Source organism: Pseudomonas quasicaspiana, assembly GCF_021147825.1.
In the GTDB taxonomy this organism is placed as follows: Bacteria; Pseudomonadota; Gammaproteobacteria; order Pseudomonadales; family Pseudomonadaceae; genus Aquipseudomonas; species Aquipseudomonas quasicaspiana.
Window position 1 is genome coordinate 38258 of sequence record NZ_JAGTPI010000042.1, and the last position, 14316, is coordinate 52573.

General features: G+C 59.0%; 16 protein-coding genes. 2 read left to right on the forward strand and 14 right to left on the reverse strand.

What is annotated here, in order from left to right; translation table 11 throughout:
• Window positions 1–24 precede the first annotated feature (24 nt).
• Window positions 25–1170 (forward strand): DUF1615 domain-containing protein, encoded by a 1146-nt coding sequence (locus KDX30_RS20930; protein WP_406643961.1) that lies wholly within the window; start codon window positions 25–27, stop codon window positions 1168–1170.
• On the opposite strand, the gene KDX30_RS20935 is transcribed toward KDX30_RS20930, so the two are convergent.
• Both KDX30_RS20935 and KDX30_RS20940 read right to left on the reverse strand, forming a co-directional pair.
• Entirely contained in the window at window positions 1167–1397 is a 231-nt protein-coding gene (locus tag KDX30_RS20935; RefSeq protein ID WP_231677404.1) for a DUF6555 family protein, read from the reverse strand. The two genes, KDX30_RS20930 and KDX30_RS20935, sit on opposite strands and share 4 nt — an antisense overlap.
• A gap of 50 nt (window positions 1398–1447) precedes the next feature.
• Entirely contained in the window at window positions 1448–1882 is a 435-nt protein-coding gene (locus KDX30_RS20940) for a DUF1810 domain-containing protein (protein WP_231677405.1), read from the reverse strand.
• A gap of 229 nt (window positions 1883–2111) precedes the next feature.
• Between KDX30_RS20940 and KDX30_RS20945 the strand changes: the two genes are divergently transcribed.
• Window positions 2112–3923 carry an ABC transporter ATP-binding protein gene (locus KDX30_RS20945; RefSeq protein WP_231677406.1) on the forward strand — a complete coding sequence of 604 codons (1812 nt, stop codon included), beginning with the start codon at window positions 2112–2114 and terminating at the stop codon, window positions 3921–3923.
• A gap of 173 nt (window positions 3924–4096) precedes the next feature.
• Here the strand turns inward: KDX30_RS20945 and KDX30_RS20950 are convergent, their stop codons facing one another.
• The 12 genes from KDX30_RS20950 to nac form a co-directional block, all read right to left on the reverse strand.
• The gene (locus KDX30_RS20950) at window positions 4097–4930 is read right to left on the reverse strand and encodes an ABC transporter substrate-binding protein (protein WP_231677407.1); all 834 of its coding nucleotides are present in this window, start codon (window positions 4928–4930) and stop codon (window positions 4097–4099) included.
• Window positions 4931–4988: 58 nt separating this feature from the next.
• A complete protein-coding gene (locus tag KDX30_RS20955) occupies window positions 4989–5717 on the reverse strand; it encodes an amino acid ABC transporter ATP-binding protein (protein ID WP_027898359.1) in 729 nt (242 codons plus the stop codon).
• Window positions 5718–5739: 22 nt separating this feature from the next.
• The gene (locus tag KDX30_RS20960; protein ID WP_099268282.1) at window positions 5740–6483 is read right to left on the reverse strand and encodes an amino acid ABC transporter permease; all 744 of its coding nucleotides are present in this window, start codon (window positions 6481–6483) and stop codon (window positions 5740–5742) included.
• Between the two features lie 6 nt (window positions 6484–6489).
• Complete coding sequence (locus KDX30_RS20965) at window positions 6490–7188, reverse strand: amino acid ABC transporter permease (RefSeq protein ID WP_049826736.1); 699 nt, start codon at window positions 7186–7188, stop codon at window positions 6490–6492.
• Between the two features lie 105 nt (window positions 7189–7293).
• On the reverse strand, window positions 7294–8046 hold the full coding sequence (locus tag KDX30_RS20970; protein ID WP_231677408.1) for an SDR family oxidoreductase: 753 nt from the start codon (window positions 8044–8046) through the stop codon (window positions 7294–7296).
• Between the two features lie 320 nt (window positions 8047–8366).
• Window positions 8367–9134: a LamB/YcsF family protein gene (locus KDX30_RS20975; RefSeq protein ID WP_231677409.1), complete on the reverse strand. Its 768-nt coding sequence runs from the start codon at window positions 9132–9134 to the stop codon at window positions 8367–8369.
• On the reverse strand, window positions 9131–9553 hold the full coding sequence (locus KDX30_RS20980; RefSeq protein ID WP_231677410.1) for an acetyl-CoA carboxylase biotin carboxyl carrier protein: 423 nt from the start codon (window positions 9551–9553) through the stop codon (window positions 9131–9133). Before KDX30_RS20980 ends, KDX30_RS20975 begins: the two co-directional genes overlap by 4 nt.
• 10 nt (window positions 9554–9563) lie before the next feature.
• Window positions 9564–10535 (reverse strand): 5-oxoprolinase subunit C family protein, encoded by a 972-nt coding sequence (locus tag KDX30_RS20985; protein WP_231677411.1) that lies wholly within the window; start codon window positions 10533–10535, stop codon window positions 9564–9566.
• Window positions 10532–11203 (reverse strand): 5-oxoprolinase subunit PxpB, encoded by a 672-nt coding sequence (gene pxpB, locus KDX30_RS20990; protein WP_231677412.1) that lies wholly within the window; start codon window positions 11201–11203, stop codon window positions 10532–10534. Before pxpB ends, KDX30_RS20985 begins: the two co-directional genes overlap by 4 nt.
• Complete coding sequence (accC, locus tag KDX30_RS20995; RefSeq protein ID WP_231677413.1) at window positions 11200–12552, reverse strand: acetyl-CoA carboxylase biotin carboxylase subunit; 1353 nt, start codon at window positions 12550–12552, stop codon at window positions 11200–11202. Before accC ends, pxpB begins: the two co-directional genes overlap by 4 nt.
• A 26-nt stretch (window positions 12553–12578) precedes the next feature.
• Entirely contained in the window at window positions 12579–13028 is a 450-nt protein-coding gene (locus KDX30_RS21000; RefSeq protein WP_231677414.1) for an acetyl-CoA carboxylase biotin carboxyl carrier protein, read from the reverse strand.
• Window positions 13029–13133: 105 nt separating this feature from the next.
• On the reverse strand, window positions 13134–14048 hold the full coding sequence (gene nac / locus KDX30_RS21005) for a nitrogen assimilation transcriptional regulator NAC (RefSeq protein ID WP_099268290.1): 915 nt from the start codon (window positions 14046–14048) through the stop codon (window positions 13134–13136).
• Window positions 14049–14316: the final 268 nt, after the last annotated feature.

The window sequence follows — 14316 nt, forward strand, 5'->3', positions numbered from 1 at the left end:
ATTTTCTGCAGTGCCAGGGGATGCATGCTTTTGAATCGATCATCGCTGCCGGTTTTCGGGTATTCGCTCGACTTTTCTACTGTGCTCAAACCCTTGCTGATCGCGTTCGGCGGGTTGTTACTGGCTGCTTGCGGTACTCAACGCACTCAGCAGGCTCCGGAACTGACGCCGGGGCAAATCCGTGCGCAGATTGTGCGTCTGATGCCCGCTAAAACGCCGGACCGGGAAGGCTGGGCTGCGGATATTCAGACGGCCTTTGCCGCGCAGGAACTGGAACCCAGCACGGAAAACCTGTGTTCTGTATTGGCAGTTACAGAACAGGAATCCACGTATCAGGTCGATCCGGCCGTACCGGGGATGGCGAGAATCGCTCGGGGCGAAATAGATCGCCGCGCCGCCCGATTGCACATTCCGCAGATGCTGATTAACCGTGCGTTGAAAATCCGCTCGCCTGACGGCAAAACCTATGCCGCGCGACTGGAGGCTGCACGCACCGAGAAGGACCTCAGCGCGATCTTTGATGATTTCATTGGCATGGTGCCTTTGGGGCAGACGCTGTTTGGCAGCCTGAACCCGGTACATACGGGCGGGCCTATGCAGGTAAGCATCGCCTTCGCCGAGAAACAGGCCAAGGGTTATCCATACCCGGTTGACGGCACGATCCGCCGCGAAGTATTCAGCCGACGTGGCGGCATGTATTTCGGGATCGCCCATTTGCTCGGCTACCCGGCTGATTATCCGCAGTCGCTTTATCGCTTCGCCGATTTCAATGCAGGTTGGTACGCCAGTCGCAATGCGGCGTTCCAGAGTGCCGTCAGCCGCGCAACGGGCATCAAGCTGGCGCTGGACGGTGACTTGATTCGATACGACTCCACGTCACCCGGCGCCACCGAGTTGGCGATTCGCTCGCTGGGCAAGCGTCTGGATATGAGCAATTCGGCGATTTTCAGCCAGCTCAAGCAGGGCGATACGCTGGATTTCCAGAAGACTGAAGTGTACGAGCGGGTCTTCGAACTCGCCGAGCAGGCCGCAGGCAAACCGTTGCCGAGGGCAATCCTGCCGGGTATTACGCTGCAAAGTCCGAAGATCACCCGCGACCTGACCACCGCGTGGTTCGCCGAACGGGTTGATGATCGGCGCGAGCGATGCGTGCAGCGGGCAGGACGTTAGGTTTGTTCCTGCCAACTGACGTCGGTCAATCCCGAGCGTTCCGCGTGATGCCTGAGCAGGATAATCTCTTCGGGGGGCGGAGACTGATTGTGCAATACGCCGATACCTGCGTGCAGGCAGGCGTAATACCAGGCATCGGAGTCAGTCATTTGCGAATCAATTTGTACGAACAGTTTTACTTGCCCGTGGATCCTGTAGCGGATCTCGAAGTGTCGGCTAACTGCCATAAAGCGCTCCATGGGTGATAGCGCTATGACACTAGTGGCGTTCTGATAGTTCAATCACTGCGATTGCTGATTTTTCCCTGGGTGTTGGCATCGTGCGTGCCATCAAAGAAGGTGTCGAGTACGCCTTGAAACACTTTGCTTTGAGGTCCAGCGATAGCGAAAAGAGTCATGCTTGAGTGGAGCTTCAGATCATCGGGGGAGCCGAATATCTGCCGTGCCGTCCGTTGCAACTGTGGCTCGATGATTTTCGCGCATTGCTCCAGACGTGCTCCCAGGAGTGGATGCGCGAGATAGGCCTGGGCTTCATCCAGGCAGGTAATGGCATACCGACGGGCCATTTCGCTATGACCCAGTCCGGCAATTTGCGGGAAAACGAACCACATCCAGTGGCTTTGTTTGCGGCCGGCGCTGAGCTCTTTGAGCACCTGCTCGAATACCGGGTCTTGCGCATCGACGAAACGCTGCAGGTTGTAGGTGTCTTCCATGGTGCACGTCCTCGGGGCTTATGATGTGAGCTTAGCCTTGGAGCGTAGGTGTCGTGCTGCGTTCGCATATTTCACGGTATATCGCATATCCGTGGGAGCGAATTCATTCGCGAAGGGGTCGTAAAACCAATGAAAATTTGTGGTTGAAATACCGCCTTCGCGAATGAATTCGCTCCCACAGGATTTCCACAAACGTTTATCAACCCAGCCATTCAGAGTCCCCCCAAGCATGCCCGTTGTCAGTCGTTTCACCGCTTTTCTCGATCAGGCGCGCCGTGCCATGGGACTGGTCTGGACCACGTCCCGAGGTTTGTCGCTAGGCTTGATCGTCGCCACCTTGATGGCGGGTGTACTGCCTGCTCTGGCTGCCTGGCTTGGCCAGCGCATAGTCGATGCCGTAGTGGCTGCGATGCAATTGAATGCGGCGGCGGGCGATGCTCCGTTGTGGCCGGTGCTGCGTTATGTGTTGATGGAGGCAGGGGTGCTGGCGTTGCTGGCTGGGACGCAGCGCGCGTTGTCCGTGCAGCAATCGCTGTTGCGGGTGCAACTGGGGCAGAAGGTCAACACGCTGATTCTTGAGAAAGCCCAGACCCTGTCGCTGATCCAGTTCGAAGATTCCGAGTTTTACGACAAGCTGGTGCGGGTCCGTCGCGAGGCCTCGACCCGGCCTTTGGCGCTGGTGACCAAATCCCTGGGCCTGATCCAGAACCTGATTTCGCTGGTCAGCTTCGGCATTTTGCTGGTGCACTTTTCGCCGTGGGCCCTGCTGATTCTGGTGATCGGTGCCTTGCCGGTGTTCTTTGCCGAGGCGCATTTTTCGGGCGATGCATTCCGGCTGTTCACTCGTCGCGCTCCTGAAAGCCGTCAGCAGAATTACATCGAGACCCTGCTATCCCACGAAACCTATATCAAGGAGGTCAAGCTGTTTGGCTTCGGTCCCTTGCTGATGCAGCGTTATCGCGACACCTTCCAGCGGTTGTATGCCGAAGACCGCAAGCTCACCCTGCGCCGCGATGGCTGGGGCTTTCTGCTGGGACTGTTGGGCACCAGCGCGTTTTATCTGGCCTATGCGTGGATCGTGATCGACGCGGTGCACGGGAAGATCACCCTGGGGCAGATGACCATGTACCTGGTGCTGTTCAAGCAGGGACAAAGCGCCGTCAGCAGCAGCCTTAGCGCAATCAGCGGACTGTACGAAGACGGTTTGTACCTCGCTGACCTCTACGAATACCTCGGGCAGCCGGTACCGGTGGAAACCGGCCATATCACCGAGGGTGTGCTGCCAGGCGATGGTCTGCGTTTTGAAAGCGTGAGCTTCAGTTATCCCGGCTCCAGCCACGTGACGCTGGAGAACATCGACCTGCATTTGGCGCCGGGTCGCAGTGTGGCGCTGGTTGGCGAAAACGGCTCTGGCAAGACGACGTTGATCAAATTGCTGACCCGCCTTTATCGGCCCAATCAGGGGCGCATACTGCTCGACGGCAGCGACCTTAATGACTGGAACGAAGATGCGTTGCGACGGCGCATCGGGGTTATTTTTCAGGATTACATTCGCTACCAGTTCGTGGTTGGCGAAAATCTGGGTGTGGGTGACATTGATGCGTTTGGCGAAGAGAATCGTTGGCGCGAGGCGGCCAGCCAAGGCATGGCAGCGGAGTTCATCGAGCGTCTGGACAAAGGCTATGCCACGCAACTGGGCCGGTGGTTTGCAGGTGGGCAGGAGCTGTCAGGGGGGCAGTGGCAGAAGATCGCCTTGTCCCGGGCATATATGCGCCGCAACGCCGACATTCTGATTCTGGACGAACCGACCGCTGCACTGGATGCCGGGGCGGAAGCGGCGGTATTTGATCACTTCCGCGAGTACGCCAAAGGGCGCATGACGCTGCTGATTTCCCATCGCTTTTCAAGCGTGCGCAACGCCGATCATATCGTGGTGCTGGATCAGGGCAGGGTACTGGAGCGGGGCGATCACGCCAGCCTGGTGGCGGCGGGCGGCCGCTATGCCGAGCTGTTTGATTTACAGGCGCGGGGGTATCGGTAAGAGACTGACAACCCTCTATCGCAGTGGGAGCAGAGCTTGCTCGCGATAAGGCTGGATGCGATCTAAAGTGGACCGCGTCCTGCCTTATCGCGAGCAAGCTCTGCTCCCACAAAGGTCTCAGCTAGCAGGTAGAAAAAGAATCTGCCACACACTCAGCCTAGGGAATCCAACCATTACGGCAACGGATCAAACTTCAGTGCGCTCAGGCTCTGCACTTTGTCTTCGCGGACCATTTTGTATTCGGTGTTCGGGCCGATCCAGCGTTCCCAGATAGCGTCGATTTCACCGGCGTCGTCCATGGCTTTCAGTGATTCATTGACCTTGGCGAGGAAGGCGGGCTCATCCTTGCGCATACCGGCACCGATCGGCTCAAGGGCCATGGGCTCTTTGGCGATGGCCAGTTCGATGCCGGACGCCTTGGCCTGATTGACCAGTTTGATGGCAGTCATGGTGTTGGTGACAAGGCCCAAGACCTTGTTCTGCTGCAACGCCATGTAAGCCGAGCCGGTGTCCTGGAAGGTCACTGGAATGGCTTCAGCAATCCGGATCGACTGCTCGGAGGTCGAGCCCTTGGTCGAGCTGATGCGCTTGCCCTTGAAGAACGCCTTGTCCTTGTCGGCGTTGACCGCGTGAACCACCAGAGTTTCCTTGGCGATGTAGTACGGGTCGCTGAACTGGATCTGGTCAGCGCGGGTTTTGGTGTACGCCAGGTTGGCGAACAGGACGTCAACGCGGCCCATTTTCACTTCTGGAATTCGTGCTTCAACCGACATCGGCTTGAGCTCGAGCTTGACGCCGAGCTTCTTCGCCAGTGCAGTACAAAGGTCCACGTCCATGCCTACCAGTTCACGGGTTTTCGGGTCTGGCGCGGAGAACGGCGGGACATCGGCATATACGCCGCAGCTCAATGACTGCCTGGCCATGATGTCGCTCAGTTGGTCGGCGTGGGCGACAGTGACTGCCAAAGGACTCAAGGCTACAGCGGCGAACAAATGCTTGATACGCATGGGGAACTCCAGAAATTCAGGATGAGTTAAGAGCGGGTCCAGCGGCAGTTTTTAAATATCAGTGCGCCCGCAGGTCAGCGATGAAACGCTGGGCGCGAGGATGTTGGGGTTGGCTGAAAAAGCTCTCAGGGTCGCTTTTTTCAAGGATCTGCCCGGCGTCCATGAACCAGATGGTGTCAGCCACTTCACGGGCGAAATTCATCTCGTGGGTCACGCACATCATGGTCATGCCGTCTTTGGCCAGGCCTTTCATGACGCTCAGCACTTCGCCGACCATTTCCGGGTCCAGGGCGCTGGTGGGCTCGTCGAACAGCATCACCGGGGGTTCCATGGCAAGGGCGCGAGCAATCGCCACGCGCTGTTGCTGACCACCGGACAGTTGCGCCGGATAAGCGCCAGCCTTATGCGCCAGGCCCACACGGTCCAGCAACTGCATGGCGCGTTCCCTGGCAGCCGAACCCTTGAGCCCGAGGGTCTTGGTCGGTGACAGGATGATGTTGTCCAGCACCGACAGATGCGGGAACAGGTTAAAGCTCTGAAACACGAATCCCACCCGGCTGCGCAAGCGATTGACGTTGGCATCGGTGCCGTTCACGTCCTGGCCGTCGAACAGGATCTGGCCTTTCTGGATGTCTTCCAGGCGGTTGACTGTACGGATCAGGGTTGATTTGCCCGAGCCCGAAGGCCCGCACAGCACCACCACTTCACCGGTGTTCACTTGTGCGGTGAGGTTGGTCAGCGCCTGGTACTCGCCGTACCACTTGTTGACGTTGGAAAACATGATCATTGGACGCATGAGTCAGCCCTCTTCAATTAATGGGGGTCAGCAAAGGGCTGTCGACGGCGGCAGCGGTGACGGTGCCCAGACGCTTGCGGGCAATGCGCCGCTCCAGCCAGTCGGCCAGATGGGTCAGGGCGAAACACAGCAGGTAGTAGATGACAGCAAGGATGAAAAACACCTGGAATGGCTTGGTCAGCAACTGGTTGTTTACCTGATTGGCGGCAAAGGTGATTTCCTGCACGTTGATCACGTAGCCCAGCGAGGTTTCCTTGATAATCGAAATGAACTGGCTGAGCAGGCTGGGCAGGGCGTTGTAAAGTGCCTGAGGCAAGATCACCCAAAGGGTAGTGCGCATATAGCCCATGCCCAGTGCCCGGGACGCTTCGTATTGGCCGGCTGGTAACGCCTGAATGCTGCCGCGAATGATTTCGCTCAGATAGGCGCTCTGGTAGATCACCAATGTGCACAGCATGGTGGTGAAACCGGTGATGTTGTGGCCGATCAGCAGCGGCACCAGGAAGTAGGTCCAGAAAATCACCATCAGCAGAGGGATGCCGCGCAGTACATAGACCCAGACGGTCGAAAACCAGCGCAGCGGGGCCCATGGGGAAATCCGCGCCATGGCCAGCAACAGGCCTAGCGGGAAGGCGAAAACTAGCGCCAGAATCGCCAGAATCAATGTCGCCGCCAGACCGCCCAGTGGCCCGTGCGGGTATTGACCAATAAGGAACAGCGTCCAGTTCTGTTGAAGGATCGTGAAGATATCGAACATGCTCGCTTACCTCGCCAGGGCTTTGTTGAATCGCTTGGCCAGCAGGGCACCCAAGCCCATCAGCAGCAGCGAAAAGGCCAGGTACACCACCGAGGCGACCAGAAAGGATTCAAAGGTGCGGAACGTGTAGTTCTCGACTTCGCGAGTGGCGTAGGTCAACTCCATCACGCCAATGGCCATGGCCAGGCTGGTGTTCTTGAACAGCAGCACGGTGTGGTTGATCAATGACGGCAGGCAGTTGCGGACCCCCTGCGGCAGGATCACGTAACGCATCGAACGCACGTAGCCCATGCCCAGCGCCCGTGACGCTTCGGTTTGTCCGGATGGGATGGCGCGCAGGCCGCTGCGAATGTCTTCGCTGAAGTAGGCGGCCTGGCAGAGGCCCAGCGCGATGACCGAAAACAGATATTCAGTGTTGTAACCCGCGAGCCAGATCTGAGTGGAGGTCGACAGCAAGGTTGGAATACCGAAATACCAGAGCATCAATTGCACCAGCGTCGGCACGTTGCGGTGGTAGGAGACGTAGGCCGCCACCAGACCATTGGCGTATTTGTTGCCGGTAAGACGCACTGTCACCAGAACCAGCGCGAGCAGCATGGCCAGGCACCAGGCGAACAGCGCCAGTTGCAACGTCATTTCGATGCCCTTGACGATCAACTCGGCGTATTCGCCGGTGAGGATCGGGGCTAGATCGAAGTCATTCATGGTCAATCCCTATCGGCATTGGTAGGGGCAGAAAAAATGCCAGGCACTGGCCTGGCCAAAAGAGCGCATTGACGGATCAGTCCGTTCTGGTCGCCTGGGCTGAACTCAACCCTGATAGTCCTGCGGACGAGCGGTGGAAAGGCCGCCGGGTACTTGCAGCGTCGGGGTGATTTCCATATGGCCAATGTTCACCGCAACCGGGGCCGCGATCGCGAAGGCGATGGCATTGGCGATGTCCGCGGCCACCGGCAATTCGAAACCTTCGACGAAGCGTTTGTAGGTTTCTTCTGAGTCGCCATGCACGTGGGCAAAGATGTCAGTGGCAACCCGGCCCGGACAGACTTCGGTGACCCGGACACGCTTGCCGAATGCGTCAATACGCAGCTGGCGCGAGAGCATGCTCACGGCTGCTTTAGTCGCGTGATATGTGGAGTTGCCGCCGAAGTTGTACGCCGCAGCGATGGAGCTGATGTTGATGATATGGCCGCTGTCGCGCTCGACCATGCCGGGCAGCGCCAGACGGGCCAGATGCAGCACTGCGCGCAGGTTGACGTCGATCAGGAAGTCGATGCCTTCAGCGTCCGCAGCAAGGATTGAGCCCGGACGATCCACACCTGCGTTGTTGACCAGGATGTCGAAGCTGTGTTGTTCGAACAGCGCGGTCAGGGCCGGCAGATCGGTCACGTCGATCGCGTGGGCGATGCAACCGGTGCGTGCCGCCAGTTCAGCGAGCTTGTCGGCGCTGCGGGCAATGGCGTGGACTTCAATGCCTTCCTGACACAGGCGCTCGACCACGGCGGCACCGATCCCGGAAGAAGCGCCGGTGACCAGCGCGGTTTTGTAATCGGAAAATGGCATTGCGTGTACCTCTGAATCCATTGGTTCACCGGTCTGTCCGGTGAACGTTAAATACGGTCTGGTGTTGCTGATGTATCGACTCTATCCAGCACCAACCCTGACGACCAAGACGGAATGGCTGTGTGGCTATAAGCGTCTCTTATGACGTCTGGTGCGCCTGGAACGGCTTGAGTTGCAATGCAATCCTTGTGTTTGGAATGCAGCCTTTGTGGGAGCTGGGCTTGCCCGCGATAAGGCTGGACGCGATTGACCTGATATCTGCGGCGCACTTATCGCGGGCAAGCCCAGCTCCCACAGGAGGAGCACTGTTTACCTCGCACCTACGCCATCAACCGGCTGATCGGCACGATCTGCCCACCCGCGGATTCGATTTCAGTACGCACGGTTCTCGCCAGTTCGACTGCGCCAGGGGTGTCGCCATGCAGCAATATTGAACAGGCGCTGACCTTGATCACCTTGCCGCTGATGCTCGTCACGGTGCCGTATTCGAGTAATTGGCGAACCCGTTGCAACACGGCGGCAGGGTCCTTGATCACCGAATTGACAATTTTGCGCGGCACCAGGAGGCAGTCGTCGTCATAGGCGCGATCCGCCAGAAAGGTCGTCGCAACTCGCAGGTTGGTCTGGCTTGCAGCCGTTTCAATGGCGCGGCTGCTGGACGAGCTGACGATGATCTCGGGATCAAACGCCGCCACGGTGCGAATCAACTGCGCCGCCAGGTCGGCGTCGGCAGCGACCATGTTGCCCAGCGCGCCATGAAAGCTCATGTGAGTCATGTGATGCCCGGCGACTCTGGCAATGGCGGCCAGCGAGCCGAGTTGATACGTCACATAGGTGCACAGCTCTTTGATCTCGATATTCATCTGCCGACGGCCAAAACCTGCCAGGTCCGGGAAGCCGACGTGGGCCCCCAGATCGATGCCTCTGGCTTTGGCCAGCAGCGCCGTGTTGTTCATGATCAGCGGGTCGCCAGCATGGAAGCCACAGGCAACGTTGGCCGAGGAAATGATCTCCATCAGCGCTTCGTCTTCACCCATGCGCCAGGCACCGAAGCCTTCGCCCATATCGGCATTCAAATCAATCTTCATGGTTGCACCGCGTCGGCGTCGAAAGGTAAGAGGCTGATTAACGGCTGGCCGTAACTGACGGTCGTGTCATTGGCGACAAGTACGCTGCAAACCTGCCCGGCATGCTGACTGCGCACGGGCAGCAGCAAAGTACCAACGGCCAGAATTGCAATCAGTTGACCGGGCTGAATGTCACTGCCGACAGGCGCGAGCACGATGCTGTCGTCCGGGTGGGCCAGCAGTAACCTGCCTACGCCGCTGGCCTTGACCTGCAGCGCGTCCGGCTCAGGCTGGTTTTCCGAGGCCTCGGTCGAACTGGAGTACTCAGCTGAAACACCACGCTTCAAACTCAACTTGAAACCTGGTTTATCGATTTCTGCACCGGACAAACCGGCTGCGGTCAGGTCAGCGACCAACTGGCGAATCTGTTCAATGTTCATGCATCGCTCCTCAGCGCCGGGCCAGATTCTGCAGGGCCACAAGACGTCGCACATCAGCCAGATAAGCCTGATTTTCCTCAAGAGCATCCAGCGCCTGGTCGTAGCTGCATTCGATGAAGCGAATCCGGCTGCCAATCGCTGCCTGACCCAGGCGCCACAGATCCGCCTCAATCACGGTGCCAAACTTCGGATAACCGCCGCTGGGCTGGGCATCACGCATCTGAATGATCGGCTGGCCGCCGTGAGGCACTTGAATCACGCCAGGCACGATGCCGTGGGAGCGGACTTCCATGGCCTGCTCGGGCAGGATCGGCGTGCCTTCCAGGCGGAAACCGTAACGGTTACTCTGTGAGGTGATCTTCCAGTCATCGCTCCAGAACGATGCGCGGGAATCAGCCTTGAATGCCTGATATTCCGCAGCGGGCAGAACGCGCATGGCGACAACTCCGTCAACGCTGAGCGGCAGCGCATGAGTCGGGCTCAGTACACCAAAATCTACTGCGCGGGCGAGAAGTCCCGGCGCAGCGGCAGCCAGTCGATCACCTTGCTGCAAGGCCCGGCCTTGAAAACCACCGAATTCGCCACGCAACTGAGTGCTGCGCGAACCCAGCACCACCGGTACGTCAACGCCACCGGCCAGACAGAGGTAAGCGCGGCAGCCAGCAACCGGCTGATTGATCGTCAGCTTCTGACCCTTCAAGCCCTGCATTACCCAGTTTGGCGGGAATCCGACACCGTCCAGATCGGCCGCGCTGGCAGCACCTGTGATGGCAAAGGCGCAGTCTTCAAGCAGGCGTACTTCGAAAGGGAACACCGGTATCTCGATGGCGGCTGCGTCTTCGGCGTTGCCCAGCAGAATATTGCCGGTCGCGACCGCCAGTGTGTCCATGGCGCCGGAAGTACCCACGCCATAGCCCAGACTGCCAATGCGGCCCAGGTCCTGAACCGTGGCCAGGGCCGTGGCGGATAAAATCTCGATCATCGAATGATCCTCTCGATGCGAAAACGCAACAGATCCCCCGGCTGTAACAGCGCCGGAGGGGATTGAGCGGGGTCGAAAAACACCATTTCGGTGCGGCCTATAGTGTTCCAGCCGCTCGGTCCTGCGGAGGCAGAAACACCGGTCTGCACGCCACCGATGGACACCGCGCCTGCGCCAATACTCAGCACCGGCACTTTGCGCCGTGGCGTGGCAATGCGCGGATCCATGCCGCCCAGATAGCAGTAGCCTGGATGGCTGCCCAGGGCATATACGGGGTACAGCGGTTCGCTGTGCAGGTGCGCAATAGCTTCGATATCCAGCCCGGTGTGGGCGATCACGTCGTCCATGTGCGGACCGAACTCGCCGCCATACACCACCGGCAATTCAATGATCCGGCCCTCAAGTGGCAGCGGCTCGCTGGCTTCCCAAGCCTGCAGAAGACGCTCGGTCAAGGCGCTCAGGTGGCGAGGCGGAACGTTGAAAGTCAGCATCAGGTTATTCATGCCCGGCACCGACTCACGGATTTCCGGCCATTGTTCAGTCATCTGCGCCATGGCCCAGATCCGTTGTTGCGTGGCCAGATCAAGACTGCCGGGCGCTTCGAAGAGCAGGGCGGTGGTGCCCAGCAAGCTGATGGTCGGACGCGTGTCCGGGAGAGCGATGCTCATTGCGGGCTCCGTTGCTTTAACCAGTGCTCAAGATGATGAATGTCGACGCCACCGGCACAGAACGCGGGGTCGTCGAGGATTTCCCGGTGCAAAGGAATGTTGGTAGAGATGCCTTCGACGTACAGCTCGCTGAGCGCCAGACGCATGCGTGCCAGGGCTTCTTCACGGGTCGCGCCGTGGCTGATGACCTTGGCGACCATCGAGTCGTAGTAGGGCGGTACGCGATAGCCCGTGGTGACGTGGGAGTCGACGCGCACACCAAAGCCGCCGGGCACTTCCCAGCGGGTGATCTGCCCCGGCGTTGGCATGAAACTCAGTGGGTCCTCGGCGTTGATCCGGCACTCCAGCGAGTGCCCGCTGGTGACGATATCCGCCTGACTTAATTCCAGACGTTCACCACGGGCCATGCGTATCTGCTGCTGAACGATGTCGATGCCAGTGGTCATCTCGGTCACCGGATGCTCGACCTGTAGACGTGTATTCATTTCAATGAAGAAGAACTGGCCGTCTTCGTAGAGAAACTCAAAGGTGCCCACGCCGCGATAACCGATCTGCTGACAGGCCTTCACACAGCGTTCGCCCACATGTGCGATCAGTTGTGGATCGATGCCCGGAGCGGGGGCTTCTTCGAGGACCTTCTGGTGGCGACGTTGCAACGAACAGTCGCGACTGCCCAGCCACACGGCATTGCCGTAGGCATCGCACAGCACCTGGATTTCCACGTGCCGCGGATGGCCGAGAAACTTTTCGATGTACAGTTCAGGGTTGCCGAAGGCCAGACGGGCTTCTTCCCGGGTCAAAGCAATAGCGTCGAGTAATTCCGCTTCTTGCTGGACCACGCGCATGCCACGGCCACCGCCGCCGCCAGCGGCTTTGACGATCACCGGATAACCGATTTCACGGGCCACGGCGAGGATTGCCTGCGGGTCGCTGGACATGCTCGAATCAGGCCCTGGCACGCACGGCACACCGGCTTCGCGCATGGCCCGCTTGGCGGCGACCTTGTCACCCATGGTGCGGATGCATTCAGCGCTGGGGCCGATAAACGTCAGACCTGCAGATTCAATGCGTTCTGCAAAGTCGGCGTTCTCGGACAAAAAACCGTAGCCAGGGTGTATCGCCTGAGCGCCGCTGACCTGCGCGGCAAACAGCAGGGCTGACTGGTTCAGGTAACTATGGGTCGGTGCAGCGGGACCAATACACAAGGCTTCGTCCGCTTGGGTGACGTATTGCGCGTGGCGGTCAGCCTCGGAGTACACGACTACGGTTTTCAGACCCAAGCCCCGACAGGCGCGCTGGATGCGCAGGGCAATTTCGCCACGGTTGGCGATCAGCACTTTATTGAACATTTTGAGCACCTAAAAAATACGGGGGATCAAACCAGGCGAAACAACGGCTGGCCGGATTCAACCTCGGTGCCGCCGCTGGCCAGGATCGCGTCGACAATGCCGGCGTGAGGCGCTTTGAGCGGGTGGAACATCTTCATCGCTTCAAGAATCGCCAGGGTTTGCCCTGCTTCGACGGTGTCGCCGACTTTCACGAAAGGCGCTTCACCGGCTGCCGGGGTCAGGTGCAGTACGCCGTACAGGCTGGCCTTTACCTCACCACCGGTTTTGTTTTTCTCCGAAGCAGGGCGGGTGACCTGGACGGCGGCTTTTGGCGCTGCCTTGGTGGGCGCTGTGTTTGCAGGTGTGCCCTGCACGGTGTTGCAACCTGTGGCATCTTTGAACAGGCGCAACGTGCTATCGCCTTCCGTGAGGCTCAGTTCGATCAGGTCGGACTCGGCCAGCAACTCGATCAGTGCCTTGATGCGTTCTTGATCCATACCCTTGCCTTTACCTTTGCAGCTTGCCGTATTGAATGAAGTTCAATCTAACGAGGGCTGCGAAGGACCGCCAAGACGGTTTGGCTGTGGGGTGATAAGGCACGCTTATGACGCTGAGACGGTTTGAGCACGCATCTCTGCGACCAGCTCCAGCAGGATCGCCTTGACCGCCTGAGCCGGTACCGACAAGGGCAAATGACCTGACAGACACAAGGCTAGCGGCGCCTGAATATCTGGCTCGACGATGCGCAACATGCGTGCCCCGGTGGCGGCGACCAGCACCTTGGCGGCTGATTCGGGAAGGATGGTCGAACCAAAGCGTTCAGCCACCGCCGAGGTCAGGGTCGCCGACGATTCCACTTCGGCGACCACGTTTGCGCTCTGGCCAATGCTGACAAATGCCTCGTCTACCAGCTTGCGCATGATGTTGTAGGGCCGGGGCAGGAGCATTTCCATGGGGGCCAGCTCGGCCAGGCCAATTTCATCACGTCCGTCCAGGTGCTCTTCAGCACTGACCAGATACAGGTTCTCCCGTAACAGTGGCACGAAGCTCAGGCCATGCACTTCGCGCCCGCCATACAGCACGGCCATGTCCATGCGGCCATTCATGATCAGTTCGCTGAGGGTGGTGCCGAAGTTTTCATTGAGGTACAGGAGAATGCCCGGATAGCGCTCGCGAACCCGTCGTAGCAGAGGTAGCGATAAAGTAGACGCAGCGGTGCCTGGCGCAAGGCCCACTGACACTTGGCCGGACAGTGCGTGACCGGTGTCGTTGACGTCGCTGATCGCCTGTTCGCACTGGCGCAGGATGTGTTGTGCATGGCCGTACAAGACCTTGCCAGCCTCGGTCGGCGTCACACCGCGTTTGGTGCGGATTAATAGTTGTTGATGCAGTTCGGCTTCGAGGGTTGCCAGCTGTTGGCTAAGGGCGGGCTGGGCGATATGCAGGACGTCGGCGGCTTGGGTCAGGCTGCCAATATCAACGATCTTTACGAAGTACTTCAGGCGACGGAGGTTCAAGAGGAGGGCTCATGGTGGGCTGACATCTGTTGGGTGTTAGCAAAAGCCAGGCCACCGGTGGAGAAGGCACAGGTATCTACATAACTTCTGTATTTGTGTACATATCCGTTATTGGGGTAGCGGCTGGTATTGGTTGCGCTTTTACAGCGCCTCACTTTTGAAAGGAGCCCAAAAGTAAGCAAAACGCTCTTGCCCCACCACTCGGCACCTCGCTGGTGCTCGGTGTACCCGCCCGCAGATCCTGAACCGTGGGCCGCCGCAACGGGCC